Genomic DNA, 18,517 nt, shown 5'->3' with positions numbered 1-18,517 from the left:
ATCCCTCCACCGCACCCAGGGCAGGCGGACAGCCCTCCCCTCCCATCTGGGGTGTGGCCGGAAAATGGGGTGCCGGGTCCGCGCGGAGCGCTTGCCCTCCTGGTTGCCCACCAGCCGATGGGAGGAATTGCGCGCCCGCCTTCCTGTGCAGAGCGTTGGAGGGTGAAGACCTCCGACACGCAGAGGCGGCTGCGCCGCTACCGGACGAAGCGCGACTTCCACCTGACGCCCGAACCGCCGCCGGACGTGAAGGCCCCGAAGTCCGGCGCGCCTGTCTTCGTCATCCACAAGCACGACGCGACGCGCCTTCACTACGACCTGCGGCTGGAGATTGGCGGCGTGCTGGTGAGCTGGGCCATCCCCAAGGGCCCCAGCCACGACCCCGCCGTGAAGCGGCTCGCGGTGCAGACGGAGGACCACCCCCTCTCCTACGGGGACTTCGAGGGCCACATCCCGGATGACCAGTACGGCGGCGGGGATTCGCTGCTCTGGGAGTCCGGCACCTTCGAGACCACCGGTTCAGGAGACGCGGAGGCGCAGCTGAAGCGCGGGCACCTGGAGGTCGTGCTGCACGGCGCGAAGCTCAAGGGGCGCTGGCACCTCATCCGCACGCGGCCGCGCGGCGGCAAGGCGCAGTGGCTCTTCTTCAAGGCGAAGGACGCGTACGCCAAGGCCGGCTACGACGTCACCGTGGAGCGCCCCGAGTCCGTGAAGAGCGGGCAGGTGGAGACCCAGGGGCCGCGCAAGCCCGGCGTGCTGCGGAACAAGAAGCCCGCGGCCCCCGTGCGCAAGGCCGCGAAGAGGAAGCTGGCCCGGGTTCCCGCCAGACCCGAGAAGCTGCTGGAGCGCGTGTGGCCGCCCATGCTGGCGCGGCTGGCGGTGTCCGACGAGGTGCACGACGAGACGCACGCCTACGAGGTGAAATACGACGGCTTCCGCGCCGTGTGCGCCCTCACGAACGGGAAGCTCGCCTTCCAGAGCCGCCGGGGCAACGACCTGTCCAGCCGCTTCGCCCGGCTCGCCGCCGCGCTGCGAGAGCTGCCCGCGAAGGACGTCGTCGTGGATGGGGAGATTGTCGCGCTCGACGCGAAGGGCCGCTCGCGCTTCCAGATTCTGCAGAACACGGAAGAGGGCGCGGAGCAGCGCTTCGTCGTCTTCGACCTCTTGTGGCTGGATGGCGAGGACCTGCGCGAGCTGCCCTATGAAGAGCGCCGCGCGCGGCTGGAGAAGCTGATGGCGAAGGCGCAGCAGCCCCTGCAGCTCTCCGAGAAGGTGGACCTGCCGCTGTCGCGCGCGCTGCTGGAGGCGCGGCGCAAGGGGTGGGAGGGGCTCATCGCCAAGCGCAAGGACTCGCCCTACACGGGCGCGCGCTCCGGGGACTGGTTGAAGCTGAAGGTCGTCGCGGGCCAGGAGGTCGTCATCCTGGGCTACCTGCCCATCAAGAACGAGCGGGCGAAGTCCGAGATTGGAGCGCTGCGCGTGGGCGTGCGCGGCAAGGACGGCTTCCACGACGTGGGCAAGGTGGGCACGGGCTACACGTCCAAGGACCGCCGCGAGCTGCGCTGGCTCCTGGACGCCACGCGCGTGAAGAAGCCCGCCGCCGTGGACGCGCCCTCGAGCTCCGACACCGTCTGGGTGAAGCCGAAGTACGTGGCCCAGGTGAACTTCACCGAGTGGACGAAGGACGGCCGGCTGCGCCACCCCGTGTTCCAGGGCCTGCGCAGCGACAAGGTGCCGCAGGAGGTCGTGCGCGAGCGCCCCGCCCCCATCGAGGGCGCCGCGCGCCGGGGCTCACGCCGCGCGCCGGTGCAGGCCGCCGCGCGCACCGCGAAGGCGCCCTCGGTGAAGACGGCCCGCGGGAAGTCCTCGCGCGCGCCGGAGGTGACCCTCACGCACGGCGACCGCGTGCTGTTCCCCGAGGACGGCCTGACGAAGGCGGACGTGTTCGCGTACTACGAGCAGGTGGCGCCGCTGCTCCTGCCCGTGCTCGCGGACCGGCCCCTGGCCCACCAGCAGTGGCCCGCGGGCATCCAGGCCCCGGGCTTCTTCCGGCACGAGCTGTCCGGCATCCCGTCATGGATGCCCACCCTGCGCGTGCGCCACGAGGACAAGACGCTGCGCCACGTGAACGTGAAGGACACGCCCGCGCTGCTGTGGCTGGCCAACCAGTCCGCGCTCACGGTGCACATGTGGCTGTCGCACGCGCCAAGGCTGGCGCAGCCGGACTTCGTGGTGTTCGACCTGGACCCCGGCGAGGGCGGCTGGAAGGACGTGGTGAGGGTGGCCACCCTGCTGCACGCGCGCCTGGATGAGCTGGGGCTCAAGTCCTTCCCGAAGACGTCCGGCAAGCGCGGCCTGCACGTGCTGGTGCCCCTGGCGCCGGGCCACACGTACGCGCGCACCCAGGCGTTCGCGGACGCGCGGGCGCGCGAGCTGGAGGAGGAGCTGGGGGACATCGCCACCACGGAGCGCTCCATCCGCGAGCGCGGCGGGCGGCTCTACATCGACGCGGGACAGAACGCGCGCGGCAAGACGGTGGTGGCGCCCTACTCCCTGCGCGCCGTGGAGGGCGCGCCCTTCTCCGCGCCGCTCGAGTGGAGCGAGGTGAACGGCCGCCTGGACCCGCACCGCTTCCGCCTGAAGACGCTGAAGAAGCGCCTGGATGCCGTGGGGGACCTGTTCGCCCCCGTGCTCCGGGTGAAGCAGGTGTTGCCGGACGAGTGAGCAGGCGGCTGACGCGCCGCACCCTGAAGGGAGGTCTCCCCGAAGGGGGCGGCGCGTGCTAGTGCCCGCGCGCCATGTCGTCCGTGACCGTCGTGACCCCGGCCGTGCAGCCCGCGCCGCGGTGGAAGGTGTCCCTGGCCTACGCCACCTGCTTCCTCCTGTGGGGCTCCACGTGGGCCGCCGTGAAGGTGGGGCTGGAGGACCTGCCGCCCCTGCGCTTCGTGGGCACGCGCATGCTCGTGGCCGGGGTGGCGCTGTTGCCCTTCGCGCGCTCGCGAGGCACGGCGCTGGGCGGTGGCACCGGGTGGCGCATCGCGGGGCTGGGCGTGCTCCAGCTGGCGGTGCCCTTCGGGCTGCTCTTCGTGGCGCAGCAGTGGATCCCCTCCAGTTGGTCCGCGCTCCTCTTCTCCACCTTCCCCGTGTGGCTGCTCCTGGTGGGGAGAATCGTCTTTCCGGATCAGCCGCTCACCGGGCGCAAGCTCTTCGCCGCGGCGCTGGGCCTGACGGGCGTGGTGGCGCTCCAGCACCAGGAGCTGGTGTCGCTCAGCTTCTCCGGACAGGTGGTGCTGGGCTGCATGATGACGCTGTTCGCGGCGTCGGTGGTGGCGGTGGCCAACGTGCTGGTGCGCCGGCACATGACGCACGTGCCGCCGCACCTGCTCACGCTGGTGCAGACCCTGAGCAGCGCCGCGTTGCTGCTGTCCGCGTCCGCGCTGCTGGAGTGGGACCAGCCGGCGCACTGGACGCCGAAGGCGATTGGCGCGCTGTTGTACCTGGCGTTCGGCGGGACGGTGCTCACCTACCAGTGCCTGTACTGGCTGCTGCCGCGCATCTCGCTGGCGGCGCTGGGGGCCATGGCGCTGCTGGACACGCTGGTGGCGGTGACGCTGGGCGTGGCGCTGCTGGGTGAGCCGCTCACGCCGTCCCTGCTCGCGGGCGGCGCGCTCATCCTCACGGCGGCGGCGCTCGCCAACCGCGACGAGGCCCCGGAGGCGAAGGCGCCTCCGGAAGCCCCGAGCGCGGGGTGAATCAGAACGGCAGGGGCAGCGCGTACGCCGTGCCGTTCTGCGTGCCGGTGCGGTAGCTCCTCGGCGCGCCGATGATGGCCGTGGGCGGCGAGCCTCCGGAGCCGGGGACGACGGAGAGGGACTGGCCCAGGAAGGAGCGCTCGGCGCCGTCGCCCACCACCAGGAGGAAGGGCGCCAGCGGGCCGGTGGACTTCGCGCCACCGGCGAAGAGGAACGCCGCGCCGTCGCCATCCGAGGCCACCGACGCGTTGGGCGCGCCCACCCACAGGTCCGGCACGCCGTCGCCGGTGAGGTCCCTGCCGCCCGACAGCGACGTGCCGAAGCTCACGGCGCGGGTGCGGTAGGTGAGGTTCAGCGGGGCCAGGTCGGCGACGTCCAGCAGCGTCTCACCGGTGGCGGGCGGGGTGAGCTTGCTGGTCTGGATGAGCAGCACCGCCTGCTGGCTCACGCCCTCCACCAGGTAGTTGTTGGCGCTCACCGCCAGGTAGTCCGCGCCGGAGGCTCCCAGGAACTTCCCCGCGCGCGTGGTGGCCACGCCCAGGTTCATCAGCGCGCGCCCCACCTCCGTGTCCGCGGCGATGCGCACGGTGGCGCCCACCGTGCGGCCCCCACACTTCGAGCCGCCCTTGTCGAAGCCGTAGGCAATCACGATGCCCGAGTGCGTGTTGTCCGAGTAGCGCCACGCCACCTCGTCGCAGCCGTCCCCGTTGAGGTCGCCCACCGAGGCGATGGCGGAGGTCGCCGGCATCACGGTGTCTCCCCAGTGCGGCGCGGGCATGGGGGCGCTGGGCCACGAATACGCCGCGTCGCAGGCCAGCGTCATCTTCGCGAAGGACGCGTCCTCCGGCGCGCGGCCCAGGAACACATCCATGCCGCGGTCGCGCAGCACGGCCACGTCCTCCTTGCCGTCGTTGTTGAAGTCGAAGCCGCCCACCACGCCCCGGCCCATGTTGGTGCGCTTGCAGCGGGTGTTCGCCGCGTCATGGCAACCGTCGACCACGGACGGCGCGAACACGCGGTAGGCCGGCTTGAAGGTGCCGTCCGCCTGGCCCACCGACACCAGCAGTCCGCCCAGTGACTGCGTGGCCGTCGTCATGCAGGCGTTCTGCACGTAGGGGTCGCGCTCCGTCGCGGCGGAGTTCGTGGCCGGGATGGTGAGCCCCGTGGCGCCCGCCACCAGGTCCGGCCGCCCGTCGCCGTTGAAGTCCGTGAACGCCACGTCCACGCCCACGTTGCGGCCGCCATACCAAGGCGAGCTGGCGCCCTCGCCGGACACGATGGCCTTGCCCGGCTCCGAGGTGTCGAAGGTGTACGCGCGGCCCACGGTCAGGTCCGCGCCGTCGTTGTTGGGGCCCGGGCCGGAGAAGCCTGGCGAGCCCACCAGGGCCATCACCTTGCCGTTGAGGCGCGACACCGCCACGGTCTCACCGAAGCGCTCCACGCTGGCCTTCGCCGTCACGTCCATGCCGCTGCGCGCCCAGTCCGCCACCGACGCGCCGGCCCGGGTGAAGACATCCACGCGGCCGGTGAACGCCCCCGACGCGGAGGACGCGCGGCCGGAGAAGCCCGCCAGCACCGGGCCGGACGGCAGCTTCCACGCCGCGAGGCCCGCGCCCAGCACCTCCGACTTCGCCGAGCCCCCCAGCGCCGCGAGCGGCTTGTTCATCACCGTGTTCTTGGACAGGCCCGTGAGCGGATACACCAGCACCTTGCCCGCGTTGCCCAGCGTCGTCGTGCCGGCCGTCACCGACGCATACGGCGCGCCCAGCAGCAGCTCCGGCCCCTGCGTGCCGTCCACGTCCATCACCGCCCAGCTCCGGGTGGCGTTGATGCTCCGCGCGTCGCCGTAGAAGCGCGCGAACGCGCTCGAAAGCGCCACCGTCGGAGGGTTCACCGCCGCCGGATCCGCCGCCAGCTTCGCGCCCCGCAGGTCGAAGAGGTACGCGCCGCCCGCGTCCTGCTGTGACGCCCCGCCGCCCGACGCGCTCAGGTTCGGCGAGTCCGCCCGGTCCGCCATCACCAGGAGGAACGGGGGACGGCTGCCCTCGCCGGGAATGGTCCCCAGGCGGAAGGTGCCCTCGTTGGCCATGGACTCCACGGCGGTGTTGGACACCAGCACGTAGAGGTCCGCGGCGGAGCGGTAGCGCGGCGCCGTGTCGCGCGCGAAGTACACCGCCACGGCCATCTGCTGCCCGTTGGTGGTGCCATCCGCGTTGAAGCGCGTCAGCCGGTGCAGCGCCGCCAGGTCCGGTCGGCCGTCGTCGTTGAGGTCCGCCACCGCGAGCGCGCGGCCCAGCTCCGTGGTGCTCTTCAGCGTGAACTTCCCGTCCTTGTCCAGGTCCTGGCCGCCCAGGCGCACCGCCGGCAGGTCCGGGAGGGCCTGTCCCTTGTTGAGGATGAAGATGTCCACGACGCCGCGCCGGCTGATGCCGGAGAGCGTGGACAGGTCTCCGCCGGGCGAGCCGACGAACAGATCCATGTCCCCGTCGCCATCCGCGTCCGCGATGGCCATGCCCGTGCCGAACCCGCCCCGGCCCAGGCCGGTGAGCGCGGGCCGCAGCAGCGCGGGCCCCTGCCCTGGCTTGAACGAATAGAGATACACCGCGCCCGAGTCACCGATGGTGACGTCCGCGCCCGGCGAGGACACCGCCAGGTCGGAGATGCCGTCGCCGTCCAGGTCGCCCACCGCCAGCATGTCGCCGAAGAGCGCGCCCTCCGTCTCACCCGTCAGCACCCAGGTGGGCTTCGCGGGCAGGCCGGAGGAAGCGCCCTTGTAGACGAACACCGCGCCGCCCGTGGGGCGCGAAAGCTCACTCTCGCGCTGGCCCACCGCCAGGTCCTGGATGCCGTCGCCGTCGAAGTCCGCGGTCACCAGCGTGGCCACGTCCGACAGCTTGCCGTGCGCCAGGAGGGGCCGCGTCAATTCATCCAGCACGCGCACCGACACCGGGGCCACGTCGCCGGTGAAGGCGTCCTTCGCCTCCAGCACGACCGTGCCCGTCGCGCCGGCCTCCACCACGATGCGGCCGTTCACCACGGAGCCCGGGCCGGACTTCTTCGTCCACGTCACGCGGTCGGTGCCGCCCGCCGCGGCCAGCGGCGCGGAGGAACCCGACGGCACGCCCAGGTACTGCGGGTCCCCCACCAGCTTCGCCGCCTTGCTCACGGTGTACTGGAGCGCCACGGTGTCGCCGGACTTCGTGTCGCGCACCGTGATGACGTCCTGCGCCTCCACCTGCCCCGCCGTGTAGACGCCCGTGTCGCTGAGCGTGGCGCCGGAGCCGTTGGTGGTGAGCGTGAAGACCGCCGTGCCCACCAGGCCCTCGATGAGGATCTGGAAGGACGTGCCCGGCCGCAGCATCGCGCGCGCGGGCGAGACGCCGAAGCCGGCGATCACCTTCACCCGCACGCTGGTGGCGCCGCCGCACTGGTCGTCCACGACCGTCAGCGTGTCCTCGCCGGGCGTGGCGCCCGCGACGAAGCGGTTGCCTCGCATGTCGCCGGAGGATCCGCCCGCCTCCACGCGGTAGGAGTAGTGGCCGCTGCCGCCGCCGGCCGTCAGCGTGGCCACGCTGCCGGAGCGCACCGTGGTGGGCTCCGCCGACAGCGTCAGCGGGGCCAGGCCCTCACAGGGGCCCACGTAGGGGAGCTGATCCGCGGGCTTCAGCTCGCCGTCACAGCCCAGGGTCAGCAGCGCGGCGAGGGGGGTCGCGCGAAGAAGACGTTTCATGGAGGGTGCCTCGGAAGCAGTCGTGACGCGGGGATTTCAGGGCAGCGCGCCGGAGGACACCCAGCGCTGGATGAGGGCGAGGCCCTGCTGATCCAACGGCCCGTCCGCGGGCATGCGCAGGTCGCGCACCGCCGCGTTGATGAGCTGGGCGTTGGACTTCCACAGCTCATAGGTGTTCAGCGGCCGGCCCGGGCTGGTGGTGTGGCACTTGGCGCAGCGGGCCTCGTGGATGGGCCGGATGTCGCGCGCCCAGCTGGGGACGGTGGCGAGCGGCTGGTACACGAAGGGCAGCTGCCGGCGCGCCTCCTTGCCGTCCTCGAAGCGGGACACGACGCTCAGCGTGTGCCCGCCCGGGGTCAGGGAGGAGAAGGAGAACGCCTTGAGCGTCTCACCGTCCGCCTCCAGGCCGCCCATGCTGAACGCGGGCCCGGTGGCTTCGACCTCCTTGCCCTCCAGCTGGAAGAGGACGCTCCTGGGCGCGGTCCCCGGGGGCAGGCGGGCCTGGACCACCAGCCCGTCCTCCACCACCAGCATGCCCTGGTGCATGCCCGTCACGCGCGGCACCGGCGTCTGGCTGATGGCCAGGGCCTGCTCGCCCACGCGGATCCACGCACAGCCGCTCTCGTCCGCGGCCAGCAGCGTCACGCTCCCGGAGGGCAGCCCCTCCGCGGAGCCCCACACCTTCGCGTCCGCGTCGTAGGTGAAGAGCCGGTTGCCGGCGCGGGCCCAGAGGAAGCGCCCCGCGCCCAGGAGCTGCTCGGGCAGCGCCGGCAGGTCCACCGGGCTCCAGCCCTCCGCGTTGCGGCGCAGGAGGCGGGTGCTGGTGAGCACCCAGACCTCGCCCGCCACGCCCGTGCCCGCGCTCAGCCCCGCGAGCGCCCGCACCGTCTCACCGCCGGCGAGCGGCGCGTCCGAGCCGCGCACCTGGTAGACGCCCGGCGCGGAGGCCACTACGACGTTGAGGCGGCCCTCGCGCGTGAACCACAGGCCCGCGAGGCCGTCCTCCGCGGGCGCGGCCGTCATGGCGGTGATGTTGTTGAGCGGCTGCCCGGACAGCTTCAGCGACGCGAGCACGCCGCCCTGGATTTGAAACAGGCCGGTGGGGTGGGCAATCCACGCCGCGCCGTCCGCCGTCTGCGCGGTGGCGACGATGCCGGTGCCCAGCACCTCCTGCCACAGCGGCTCGATGAGCCAGCCCTGGTCCGCGAGGAACAGGCCGCGGTCCGTCTCCACCAGGGCGCTGTGCGGCCCCAGGCGGAAGGTGGCGCGCACGGAGCCCAGCACCGCGGTGTTCTGCGGGTGGGCGGCGAGCGCTGCCCGGGTGCCGTCCAGGCGCAGGCGCACGGCCTCGCCGCCAGCGGTGGCGAAGATGCCGCCGCCGGACTGGTCCGCGAAGCCGGGCACCGCGGCCAGCGACTGCGCCGTGGTGACCTGGGTGGCCGTGAAGGCCGCGGGCTTCGCCGGGTCGCTGCCCGGGGGTGCGTCCTCGCCGCACGCGGAAGCCAGCGCCGCGGACATCAGCAGGAGCGAGGTGGACAGGAAGCGCGCCACGGCGGGGGAACCGTGGCGCGGATGGGGACGCAGGAGGGGAGTGCTCATCAAGGTTCAGGCAAGGATGAACCGCAGCGGGTCCACCCGGGTGATGCTGTAGTCCAGCTTCGCCGAGGCCAGCACCGTCGCGATGATGTGCTCGGGGAAGATGTTGGAGCCGTTCGGGTCGTTGGCGCCCGTGCGCAGGTCCACCAGGCCCGGCGACATGCCGATGTCACCGCTGCGGCCCACCACCCGGTTGTGCTTGATGCCCGCGCCCATCAGCAGGCAGCTGTTGGACAGGTGGTGGTCGCGCCCGCCCGTGGCGTTGATGGTGGGCGTGCGAGCGAACTCGCTGAACACCAGGATGGTGGTGTGGTCCATGAAGTTGCCGCCGCCGGGGTGCGCCGTCTGGCGCAGGTCATTCACCAGCAGGTTCAGCGCGTCGAAGCCCGCCCGCTGGTTGGTCGCGTGCGTCTGCTGCGTGCCGAAGTGGGTGTCCAGGCCGCCGGCCAGGTTGATGGACACGCACTGGCTGATGCCCTTCTTCAGGGCGGTGGCCACCATGGCGGCGCGGCCCGCGGCGCTGTTGTACGGGTAGGACTGGTTGTTGAGCCCGTAGAAGTCGCGCACGGACTGGTTGGCCGCCAGCTGGAAGCGGAACGAGTCCGACAGCTTGTTCTCCATCACCGTCTGCATCTGGCCGCGGCTGCTCTCATAGGCCGTGCCCACGCCCCGGGCGGTGAGCGCCTGCTCCTCGCAGGTGATGGGCTGGCCGTTGAGGTCGATGAGGCTCTTCTCGATTTCGCTGTCCAGCTGGCGCGACGCCACGGGCGGGTCCAGCGTGAGCACCAGGTCCGCCAGGCCGCTGACGCGCAGCGCGTTGGCGTAGCCGCCGTAGCGGTCGTTGTAGGACTCGACACCTTGAGCGATGGAGGGGATGGGCACCGCGGGCTTCATCTGGCCCACGATCTCCGTGGCGGTGGAGGAGCCGCGCGCCGCGCTGCCAATGGGCATCTTCCCGGTGAGGAAGTAGCGGTAGCCCACCTCGTGGGTGAGCGTGCTCATGTTGATGCCGCGCACCACCGTCATCAGGTCGTAGTGGTCCGACAGCGCGCCCACCGCGGGCCCGAAGGTCATGGCCGCGGGGCCGGCGCCCGCGCGCTCCTTGGGGACGATGGGCACCTGCTGGAAGCGCGAGTCGGTGAGCAGGCTGTAGCCCGGCATGATGCGCGTCTCGCTGACGCGGTCGGCGGTGAACACCGCCGGGTCACGCGGGTCCAGCGCGAGCAGCTGGTCCCACCCGCCGCTGAAATACACGAAGACGAAGCAGCGGTCCGGCGGGGCCAGGTTCGTCGCCTGGGCCACGGCCTTGAAGGGGATGCCTCCCAGCAGGAGCGAGCCCATGAAGCCGGCTCCGGCCTTGAGGAAGGTGCGGCGCTCGGGGCAGCAGGTGTCGTCTTGGCGCGTCTTCTTCATCGCGGGCACCGTCAAGGTCAGTAGGTGATGAAGCGCGAGTCCGTCAGCATGGCGATGCACACCACCGCCAGCGCCTGGTCGCGCTTCTTGAGGGTTTCGGCCCGGGCGGCGGCCTTGCGGAAGAACGTCGCGTAGCGCGTCAGCTCCTCACCGGACAGGGGCGCGCCCCAGAACCGCGTGGAGAGGTACACGAGCGTTTCGTTCACCTGCGCGTCCGTGAGCTTCGTCAAATCGCTCATGGGCGAGGGCAGCGTGCGCCCCAGGGTGCGCAAGCTCACGTCCGCCTGCGCGATGTCCTTCTGCGCCTGGGCGATGCAGACCTTGCGCGCGCCGTCGTCCAGGAAGCGGGCGAAGACGAGGTTGGGCTCCGTGTTCTCCGAGGTAATCAGCGCGTAGTCCGCGCGGCCCAGCGACTGGGCGCGCGACTCCAGCTCATCCCACTCCATGCCCACGGCGACGCGGATGGACTCCTTGAGCTGCGCGACGGTGAGGCGGCGGGGCGCGCGGCCCACGCTGCCCCCCTGGGCCTCCGGGTCCGGCAGCGGATCAATCTGGTCCGTGTTGCCGTGCGGGTTGGGCACCGGGTCCAGCTGGGCGTCCAGCGGGACGGGCTTGGCGGGGACGTCCACGGAGCCCTGGGTGCAGCCCGTGGCGAGCGCGAGCAGCGCGGTCAGCAGAAGGCGGCGCATCAGTCGATCCTCCGGTACGCGTCGGACATCACCACCTGCTCGATGAGGCCCTTGAGGCTGTGGTTGTTCTTGGCGAAGTCCTGCGACAGCTGCTGGAGGTAGAGGCGCTGCTCCTCGGCCGTCATGGCGCGGCCCAGGAACTCGTTCCAGACGCGCTTGACGGTGCAGCGCTCCAGGTCGCCCGTCTCCATCATGCGCTTGACCAGCGCCTGCGGACCGCCCTCGATGTTCTTCTCCTCGTCCGCGGTGCGGTAGAGGTAGGTCTTCAGGAGGCCCAGCGAGTTGGCGCCGTCGCCGTCGAAGGCCTGCATCACGTACTGGCTGCACTCGCCGCCGCAGCTGGTGTCACCGGCGATGGCGCAGTCGCGGCACTTCACGTCCAGGCGGGGGAACTGGTCCGGGGACAGGAACTGCGCGGAGCGCTCCGCGTAGCGGCCCCAGTGCGCGCCCGTGGGCTCGATGGTGGCGTGGCAGTAGTTGCAGCCGCAGCGCCTGGCCAGGTTGTTCTCGCGGTTGCAGGCGTCATCCGGGGGCGGCAGGTTCGCGTCCGCGGCCGGGGCGAAGTGCTTGCAGAGGAACGCCTCGTAGAACTCGTTCACGCGGGCGCGCTGCGTGGGGAAGCGGTAGAGGAACGCGGGCGTGGTGAGCACGCCGGAGTGGGTGCTGTCGCGGACGTACTCGTTCCACTGGGTGGTGCTGGCGTACGTCACGGTGGGCAGCACGGCGTTGTCCGCCGGGGCCTTGATGCTGAAGACGCCCACGCCCTGGCGCTGCTTGTAGAACTCCGACAGCGGGCCGTTCACGAAGGAGCGGCGGGTGGTGAGGATGTTGAAGTAGGGCTCGTCGTTGCGCACCACGGAGTCCGTGATGAAGAGCGGCTCCTCGTTGAAGGCGGCGACGCGGGCGTTGTGCACGTCGCTGATTTCGCAGCGGCGCATCTTGTCGCCGCAGCCGCAGGTGCGGTCGCCGTTGAAGCGGCCCGTCTCACAGGACTGGCCGTTGTACGGGTTCGTCGCGCGGTTCTGCGCCTCGATGGCGCACACCTTCACCGGCTCCGTGGTGGTGGACCAGTAGGGCTGCACCGTGGTGGTGACGTAGCCCTCGCGGTGCACGCAGCCCTGCTTCGGCGTCCAGGGGGTGTTGGCGTCCGTCGCGTCGAACTTGCAGCGGTTCAGCTTCAGCGAGCCCGTCCCGCCCGCCGGCTGCACCCAGGCGGTGATGACGCCCGTGGCCGGCTCCGGCACCAGCACGTTGGTGGTGTTCTTGTTCGGGTCCGGCAGGCAGAGGTAGCCCACGGACCTGCCCGCGGAGGCCAGGTAGCGGTTGTCGCAGAAGTTCACGTACCTGCCGTACGTCGGGCTGGCCTTCAGCGCGTTGCAGTCCGCGAACTTCAGCTCCGGCTCCGTGGCGTTCACGTCCAGCTGGCGGCACTGGTAGAAGTTCGTGTCGTAGTCGTAGCTGACCGGCATGGGCACGCCCTGCGCGTCGCGGCAGACGGAGGGCGTGGAGCTGTCCTGGTGCGGGTCCTGCGGGCTCGCCTTGCAGCTGTCCTGGGCAATCTCCCCGTCACAGCGCTGGCTCTGGCCGCCGCGCAGGCTGTTGGAGTTGTTGCCCGCGAAGCTCAGCGGCGTGCCGGACACGCGGTAGTCGCCGTTGCCCTGCACGCTGCCGCTGATGTTCGAGCGAAGCAGCGCGCGGTGGTAGTCGCGCATCCGCGCGTAGAAGGACTCGTCCTTCATCATCGCGCGGACGTCCTCCGCCGTGACGGAGCCCTTCGCCTGGAACGCCTTGTACTCCTCCATGGTCGGAGGACGTCCCAGCAAGTCGAGAGAAAGCTGTCTTAGATGCCGCTCCAAGGGAACCTTCGCCACGGGCGCGCACACCGCTTCTTCAGCGGCTGCGGGCAGGGCGAGCAGGAGGGCGGCGCTCGCCAGGGGGGCAAGGCAACGCACGCTGAACACGGGGAACCTCCGAGAGGGGGGGTCGGGGGTGACGCAGTGGTCCGAAGTATGAAGGAATTTCCGGTTTGATATCCAGTTGACCTAACCGATTCCATTCGACCGACATGTAGGCCTTCGCGGGATTCTGCTTGAGCGGCCTGTTGCAAGCGGCCCGGGCGCGGTCCAGAAGAAGGCATGTCCAACGCCGCTTCCGGGCTGACGCCCTCTCCCGCGTCCACGAATGACCGCTCCTTCTTCGTCGCGATCGGCGTGGTGTCCGCCGGCGCGCTGGCGCTCTTGGCGTGGCTGCTGCTCATCCGGCGCGGAGGCGCGGGGATGGGCATGGACCTGCGCTTCATGCCGGCGGTGAACGCGGGGCTCAACGCGACGGCGGCGGCGCTGCTGCTGTCCGGGTGGGTGGCCATCAAGCGGGGCGCGCGCAAGGCGCACCAGAACCTGATGGTGAGCGCGTTCGCCGCGTCCGCGCTGTTCCTGGTGGGCTACCTCGCGTACCACTACGTGCACGGGGACACGCGCTACGTGGGCGGCTTCCGCGGGCTGTACCTGACGCTCTTGGCCAGCCACGTCATCCTGTCCATGCCGGTGCTGCCCATGGCGCTGGTGGCCTTCTACTTCTCCTGGCGGCAGCAGTTTGGCCGGCACCGCAAGGTGACGCGGTGGCTGGCGCCCATGTGGCTCTACGTGAGCGTGACGGGCGTGGTGGTGTTCTTCATGCTGCGCGGCAGCGTGCCCGCGGTGCCCTGAGGTTCCGGACGCCGCGCCCCGGCTCCGGCACCTACGGCGCCAGCTGTTCAGGCGTGGAGCGCACGGACTCCGTGGGCAGCGCGATGCCCCGGGGCAGGCGCACGGTGAAGGTGGAGCCCTGACCCTCCACGCTGCGCACGGCGAGCGAGCCGCCGTGCAGCTCCACCATGCGGCGCGCGCTGGCCAGGCCCACGCCGCTGCCGGACACGTCCCGGGACACGTTGCGGCCGCGGTGGAAGCGCTCGAAGACGAAGGGCAGGTCCGCGGCCGGGATGCCAATGCCCTGGTCCGTCACGGCGAGCAGCACGAACTGCTGCGCGTCACCGTCCTCCACCGTCAGGCGCACGGTGACGGTGGAGCCCGCGGCGCTGTACTTCACCGCGTTGCCCATCAGGTTCTCCAGCACGCGCTCCAGGGCGTGCGCGTCCCACTCGCCGGTGAAGTCGCGCCCCTCCGGCACCTCCAGGACGAAGTGGTGGCGGGAGGCGTTGGCCTCCAGCTCGCGCACCTTGCCGCGCACCATGGCCAACAGGTCCAGGGGCTCGCGCTTGAGGGGGCGCTCCTGGCCGCGCGTCACCTCCAGGAAGTGGTCGATGAGTTCCCCCATGCGGTGCGCCGCGCGCACGATGTGGCCCAGGCGCGTCTCCAGCGCGGGCGTCATCGCGGCGGTGGGAATCTGCCGGCGCAGCACCTGGGCGTTGAGCGTCATGATTTGAAGCGGGCCCTTGAGGTCGTGCGTCGCCAGCGAGAAGAGCTCGTCGCGCACGGCCAGCGCCTCGCGGGCGGCGGTCTCGGCGCGCTCGGCGCGAAGGCGGCGGTCCTCCAGCTCGCGCGTCATGAGCACCGTGTCCACCGCGGTGCGCAGGCTGATGCGCAGGCGCTCCGGGCTGAAGGTCTCCTTCACCAGGTAGTCCTGGGCGCCGGCCTTCATGGCCTCCACCGCCACGCGCTCGTTGCCGCTGCCGGTGAGCACCACCACGGCGGGCACGCGGGGCAGGCCCAGCTCCGTGACCTTCTGGAGCAGGGTGACGCCGTTCATGCCGGGCAGGTGGTAGTCCAGCAGCATCGCGTCCACGGCGTTGCCCTCCAGGTATGCCAGCGCGTCCTCCGCGTTGGACATGGGCACCACTTCCCACTGCATGTCCGGGTCCTTCGCCAGCGCGCGGCTGACCGCGAGGCGGTCCGCCATGCCGTCGTCCACCAGCAGCACGCGCAGGCTCATGCCTCCGGCTCCTGGGGCTCGGGCAGGCGCGCCGCCTTGAACCAGAAGGCGTGGAGCGCCTCCGCGGTGGCCTGCAGCTGGGGGCCAATCTCCGGCTTGAAGAGGTAGCTGTTGGCGCCGTCCGCGTACGCCCCCTGCACGTCGCCCACATCCAGCGAGGAGGAGAAGATGATGACGGGGATGCTGCGCAGGTCCGGATCCGCCTTCAGCGTGGCCAGCACGTCGCGCCCGCTGATGCCGGGCATGTGCATGTCCAGCAGGATGAGCGTGGGGCGCTCCGCGTCCTCGTGGGCTCCACGCCGGTAGAGGTAGTCCAGCGCGTTCTCGCCGTCGCGCACGCGCACCACGGGCACGGGCAGGGGCAGCCGCTTCGCGATGCGCATCAGCGCCTCCGCGTCCGGATCACTGTCCTCCACCAGCAGCAGCGGGTTCATGACCTCGGCTCCTCGCCCAGCGTGAAATAGAAGGTGGAGCCCTGCCCCGGCGCGGAGTCCAGCCAGAGCGCACCGCCATGCAGTGACACCAGCCGGCGCGCGATGGCCAGCCCCGCCCCCGAGCCGCCACCATAGGCCTGCGAGGGATGCAGGCGGCGGAACAATTCGAAGACGGCCTCATGGAACTGGGGCGCGATGCCGATGCCGGGGTCTTTCACGTAGAAAATGTAGGGTGCTTTCACGTGACGCGCCGCCGCGGGGCGGGATTCCCCGGGCCCGAGGAAGCCCACCTCCACCCAGCGCGGCTCGGCCGCCTGGTACTTGGCCGCGTTGCTGATGAGGTTGGCCCACACCTGCCGGATGCGGACGCCGTCACAGGCCACGGTGGGCAGGCGGCGGGGCAGGCGGACCTCCACCCTGCCCCCCTCCAGCCGCGCGCCCAGCGTCCGGAGCACGTCCTCCACCAACGCCTGATGATCCGTCTCCTCCCACGCCAGCTCCAGTCGGCCCAGGCGGCTGAACTCGAAGAGGTCGTCGATGAGGGAGTGCGTGCGCTTCGCCAGCCACGCCAGGGACTCCAGCTGCTTGCGTCCCTCCGCTCCCAGCGTGGCGCCGAAGTCCTCCTGGAGGAAGGAGCTGTACTGGAGGATGCCGCGCAGCGGCTCCTTGAGGTCGTGCGCCACGGAGCCGCCGAACGCGTCCAGCTCCGCGTTGGAGCGGGCCAGCTCCCGCGACAGCCGGGCCAGCTCCTCCGCGTGCCGCAGCACCACGCCCACCAGCGCGCCCTTGAGCGCGCGCGCGGCCTCCAGGTCCTGCGTGGACCATGGCGTGGAGGCGCCGCGCATCTCCTCGCGCCACACGTCGAAGGACGCGCGGGGACGCAGCCGCGCATGGCCCGGCTCCGGGCGCACGGGCTTGTTCGGGTTGCCGGCCCACGCCACGGTGCGCGCCACCTCCGGGCGGAACCACAGCGCATAGTGCGGCACGGACGGATCCAGCCGCACCGCCAGCAGGCCCGCGGCCACGTCCGCGCGCGAGGCCAGCGGCGGATACACGTCCCCCAGCCGATCCACGTGGAAGACCTCGCCCGGCAGCTCGCCCATCGAAAGCCACGCCACCAGGGCGTGCACCTCCTCCGCGGATGGCGTGGTGCCAAGGAGCAGCGGCGAGGACTCCGGGCCCGCGCTCGCGCCCAGCACCAGCGCCACGCCGTGAGCGCCCGTGAGCTCCATCAGGAGCGGGGCCTGGGTCTCCAGCGCCTTCGCGGGGCTGCGGTCGCCCAGGTTCGGCAGGACGAGCATGTTGAGCAGCGACGCGCGGCGCGCCTGGGCGGCGGCCTCCTGGCTGCGCTCCTCCGCGGACAGCTGGAGCGACAAGAGCCGCGCCAGCACCTCGCACGCCTGGCGCCGCGCGGCGGACACCATGCGGGGCGACAGGTGGTGGCAGGCCATCAGCCCCCACAGCTGTCCGTCCTTCAAGAGCGACACGCTGAAGGACGCGCCCACGCCCATGTTGCGCAGGTACTCCAGGTGGATCTCCGACACGCTGCGGAGCGCGGAGCCGGACAAATCCAGCGGACGCTGGGTGCCGGGCAGCACCGGCGGCACCAGCGCCACGGCCTTCGCGTCCACGTCCGCGATGAGCCGCACGGGGTTCCGCGTGTAGAGGGCGCGCGCCTGCACGGGGATGTCGCTCGCCGGGTAGTGCAGGCCCAGGAAGGAGTCCACGCCCTCGCGCACGCTCTCCGCCACGACCTCGCCATGGAAGTCCGCGTGGAAGCGGTAGACCATCACCCGGTCGTAGCCGATGAGCGCCCGCACCGCGTCCGCGGCCTCGTTGAGCAGCGCGACCGTCCCCTTCGCGTACGCCAGCGGCGACACCAGCCGCTGCACCGCGGAGAGCGCCGTCTCCTCCGCGCCCACGTCCCCGTCCCCGTCGATGACCGGCTCCAGCTCCAGCACGCGCAGGCCGTCGCTCTCATGCAGCAGCGCGAAGCAGCGCTGTCCGGACACCTCCACGGTGACGGGCCCCGGCCCCACGCCCGCCTCCACGCGCGCGAGCAGCCCGTGCGGCAGCACGCCGGAGACAGGCTTGCCCAGGAGCGCGTCCGGCCCGGCGCCCAGCAGCGCGGCCGCGTTGGCGCTCACGACCGCGACGGACTCCGAACCCGGGTGGAAGGCGACGAGCACGCCCCGGGGTTGGATGCCGCCCAGCAGGTGGATGGGTTCGCGATCGCAGACGCTGAGGTCTGCATCAGAGACGGACGGGGACATCGTGCTCTCGCATCAACCAGGCGGCGAAGGTGTCGAAGGTCTCGCGGGCGCCCTGCACCACGGCCGCGTCGAAGGTCTCGGAGGACGCCCGTTCGGACGCCTGGGTCAGGGCCGCGCCGAAGGCACGCCACATGGGGCCCACCCGGTCGCCATAGGCCCGGAAGAAGGCGAAGTTCCCCACGCGCGCGTCCGGACCGAAGTGGCGCGTCAGGTGGCGCAGGATGAGCTGGCCGCCCAGCGTGGAGCCCTCCAGCACGTACGCGCAGCCCAGCGCCTCCGCCAGTCCCGGCAGCGACGGCAGGGGAGAGGCGCGCGGCAGCCGCGCGAGCGAGGCCGTGTCATGCCCCATGGCGCGCAGGTCCTCTTCCAGGAGCGCCGTCTTCCAGCGCGACTCCAGCTCCAGCGCCGGCTCCAGCGCCGCCAGGGGCCCGGCGAGCCGTGCCTCCACCGGCAGGTAGAAGCCATGGAAGGCCTCCAGCTGGCGCCGGTAGCCCTCGGGCGTCAGGTCCGCGTCCATCAGGCGCACCACGCCCTCCGTCCGCTCATGGTGGGGACGCGTCTCCGCCTTCAGTCGCCGCAGCAGGTCCAAGGTCCAGGGAGGATCGGGATCGACGCGGCGCGTGGAAAGAACCAATCGCGCTGAATGTTGGCCGTTCATCGCAGGCGACTGTTGACCAGTGACAGCTGCCCGAACCCGAGGGCG

12 protein-coding genes are annotated in these 18,517 nt (G+C 71.6%); 3 read left to right on the top strand and 9 right to left on the bottom strand.

Annotated features, from left to right (window positions below; genetic code table 11):
• Nucleotides 1-162 precede the first annotated feature (162 nt).
• The gene (ligD, locus tag D7X55_RS01220) at nt 163-2,724 is read left to right on the top strand and encodes a DNA ligase D (RefSeq protein WP_199746823.1); all 2,562 of its coding nucleotides are present in this window, start codon (nt 163-165) and stop codon (nt 2,722-2,724) included.
• A 74-nt stretch (nt 2,725-2,798) separates the two neighbouring features.
• Nucleotides 2,799-3,752 (top strand): DMT family transporter, encoded by a 954-nt coding sequence (locus D7X55_RS01215; protein ID WP_120546488.1) that lies wholly within the window; start codon nt 2,799-2,801, stop codon nt 3,750-3,752.
• A gap of 1 nt (nt 3,753) precedes the next feature.
• Here D7X55_RS01215 and D7X55_RS01210 read toward each other — a convergent pair whose 3' ends face one another.
• Genes D7X55_RS01210 through D7X55_RS01190 form a run of 5 tightly spaced genes read right to left on the bottom strand, consistent with a single transcriptional unit; the run spans nt 3,754 to nt 12,982 of the window.
• Entirely contained in the window at nt 3,754-7,482 is a 3,729-nt protein-coding gene (locus D7X55_RS01210) for an FG-GAP-like repeat-containing protein (RefSeq protein WP_121721960.1), read from the bottom strand.
• A gap of 36 nt (nt 7,483-7,518) precedes the next feature.
• The gene (locus D7X55_RS01205) at nt 7,519-9,081 is read right to left on the bottom strand and encodes a hypothetical protein (protein ID WP_233609454.1); all 1,563 of its coding nucleotides are present in this window, start codon (nt 9,079-9,081) and stop codon (nt 7,519-7,521) included.
• Between the two features lie 6 nt (nt 9,082-9,087).
• Nucleotides 9,088-10,491 (bottom strand): DUF1501 domain-containing protein, encoded by a 1,404-nt coding sequence (locus D7X55_RS01200; protein WP_120546490.1) that lies wholly within the window; start codon nt 10,489-10,491, stop codon nt 9,088-9,090.
• A gap of 17 nt (nt 10,492-10,508) precedes the next feature.
• Nucleotides 10,509-11,180: a hypothetical protein gene (locus tag D7X55_RS01195; RefSeq protein WP_120546491.1), complete on the bottom strand. Its 672-nt coding sequence runs from the start codon at nt 11,178-11,180 to the stop codon at nt 10,509-10,511.
• Nucleotides 11,180-12,982: a DUF1585 domain-containing protein gene (locus tag D7X55_RS01190; RefSeq protein WP_233609453.1), complete on the bottom strand. Its 1,803-nt coding sequence runs from the start codon at nt 12,980-12,982 to the stop codon at nt 11,180-11,182. Before D7X55_RS01190 ends, D7X55_RS01195 begins: the two co-directional genes overlap by 1 nt.
• A gap of 333 nt (nt 12,983-13,315) precedes the next feature.
• Here D7X55_RS01190 and D7X55_RS01185 point away from each other — a divergent pair, with 333 nt between their 5' ends.
• Complete coding sequence (locus D7X55_RS01185) at nt 13,316-13,885, top strand: DUF420 domain-containing protein (protein WP_121721959.1); 570 nt, start codon at nt 13,316-13,318, stop codon at nt 13,883-13,885.
• 31 nt (nt 13,886-13,916) lie between these two features.
• On the opposite strand, the gene D7X55_RS01180 is transcribed toward D7X55_RS01185, so the two are convergent.
• From D7X55_RS01180 to D7X55_RS01165, 4 genes are read right to left on the bottom strand one after another with little or no spacing between them, the layout of a single operon-like run.
• Nucleotides 13,917-15,107, bottom strand: coding sequence for a hybrid sensor histidine kinase/response regulator (locus D7X55_RS01180; RefSeq protein WP_121721958.1), 1,191 nt, complete (start codon nt 15,105-15,107; stop codon nt 13,917-13,919).
• Entirely contained in the window at nt 15,104-15,541 is a 438-nt protein-coding gene (locus tag D7X55_RS01175; RefSeq protein ID WP_120546495.1) for a response regulator, read from the bottom strand. The genes D7X55_RS01180 and D7X55_RS01175 overlap by 4 nt, the downstream gene beginning before the upstream one ends.
• Nucleotides 15,538-17,814, bottom strand: a complete 2,277-nt coding sequence (locus tag D7X55_RS01170) for an ATP-binding protein (protein WP_121721957.1) — start codon at nt 17,812-17,814, stop codon at nt 15,538-15,540. Before D7X55_RS01170 ends, D7X55_RS01175 begins: the two co-directional genes overlap by 4 nt.
• The gene (locus tag D7X55_RS01165) at nt 17,795-18,403 is read right to left on the bottom strand and encodes a biliverdin-producing heme oxygenase (RefSeq protein WP_233609452.1); all 609 of its coding nucleotides are present in this window, start codon (nt 18,401-18,403) and stop codon (nt 17,795-17,797) included. The genes D7X55_RS01170 and D7X55_RS01165 overlap by 20 nt, the downstream gene beginning before the upstream one ends.
• Between the last annotated feature and the right edge of the window lie 114 nt (nt 18,404-18,517).

The organism is Corallococcus sp. AB049A, from assembly GCF_003668885.1.
Classification (GTDB): Bacteria; Myxococcota; Myxococcia; order Myxococcales; family Myxococcaceae; genus Corallococcus; species Corallococcus interemptor.
The sequence above is the reverse complement of the archived record's forward strand: the minus strand, read 5'-3'. Positions and strand labels throughout refer to the sequence as shown.

Bases quoted from the DNA above. Each gene is read 5' to 3' on its own strand.
- D7X55_RS01215 (WP_120546488.1), top strand. From the start codon at position 2,799: ATGTCGTCCGTGACCGTCGTGACCCCGGCCGTGCAGCCCGCGCCGCGG.
- D7X55_RS01210 (WP_121721960.1), bottom strand. From the start codon at position 7,482: ATGAAACGTCTTCTTCGCGCGACCCCCCTCGCCGCGCTGCTGACCCTG.
- D7X55_RS01205 (WP_233609454.1), bottom strand. From the start codon at position 9,081: ATGAGCACTCCCCTCCTGCGTCCCCATCCGCGCCACGGTTCCCCCGCC.
- D7X55_RS01200 (WP_120546490.1), bottom strand. From the start codon at position 10,491: ATGAAGAAGACGCGCCAAGACGACACCTGCTGCCCCGAGCGCCGCACC.
- D7X55_RS01195 (WP_120546491.1), bottom strand. From the start codon at position 11,180: ATGCGCCGCCTTCTGCTGACCGCGCTGCTCGCGCTCGCCACGGGCTGC.
- D7X55_RS01190 (WP_233609453.1), bottom strand. From the start codon at position 12,982: ATGGAGGAGTACAAGGCGTTCCAGGCGAAGGGCTCCGTCACGGCGGAG.
- D7X55_RS01185 (WP_121721959.1), top strand. From the start codon at position 13,316: ATGTCCAACGCCGCTTCCGGGCTGACGCCCTCTCCCGCGTCCACGAAT.
- D7X55_RS01180 (WP_121721958.1), bottom strand. From the start codon at position 15,107: ATGAGCCTGCGCGTGCTGCTGGTGGACGACGGCATGGCGGACCGCCTC.
- D7X55_RS01175 (WP_120546495.1), bottom strand. From the start codon at position 15,541: ATGAACCCGCTGCTGCTGGTGGAGGACAGTGATCCGGACGCGGAGGCG.
- D7X55_RS01170 (WP_121721957.1), bottom strand. From the start codon at position 17,814: ATGTCCCCGTCCGTCTCTGATGCAGACCTCAGCGTCTGCGATCGCGAA.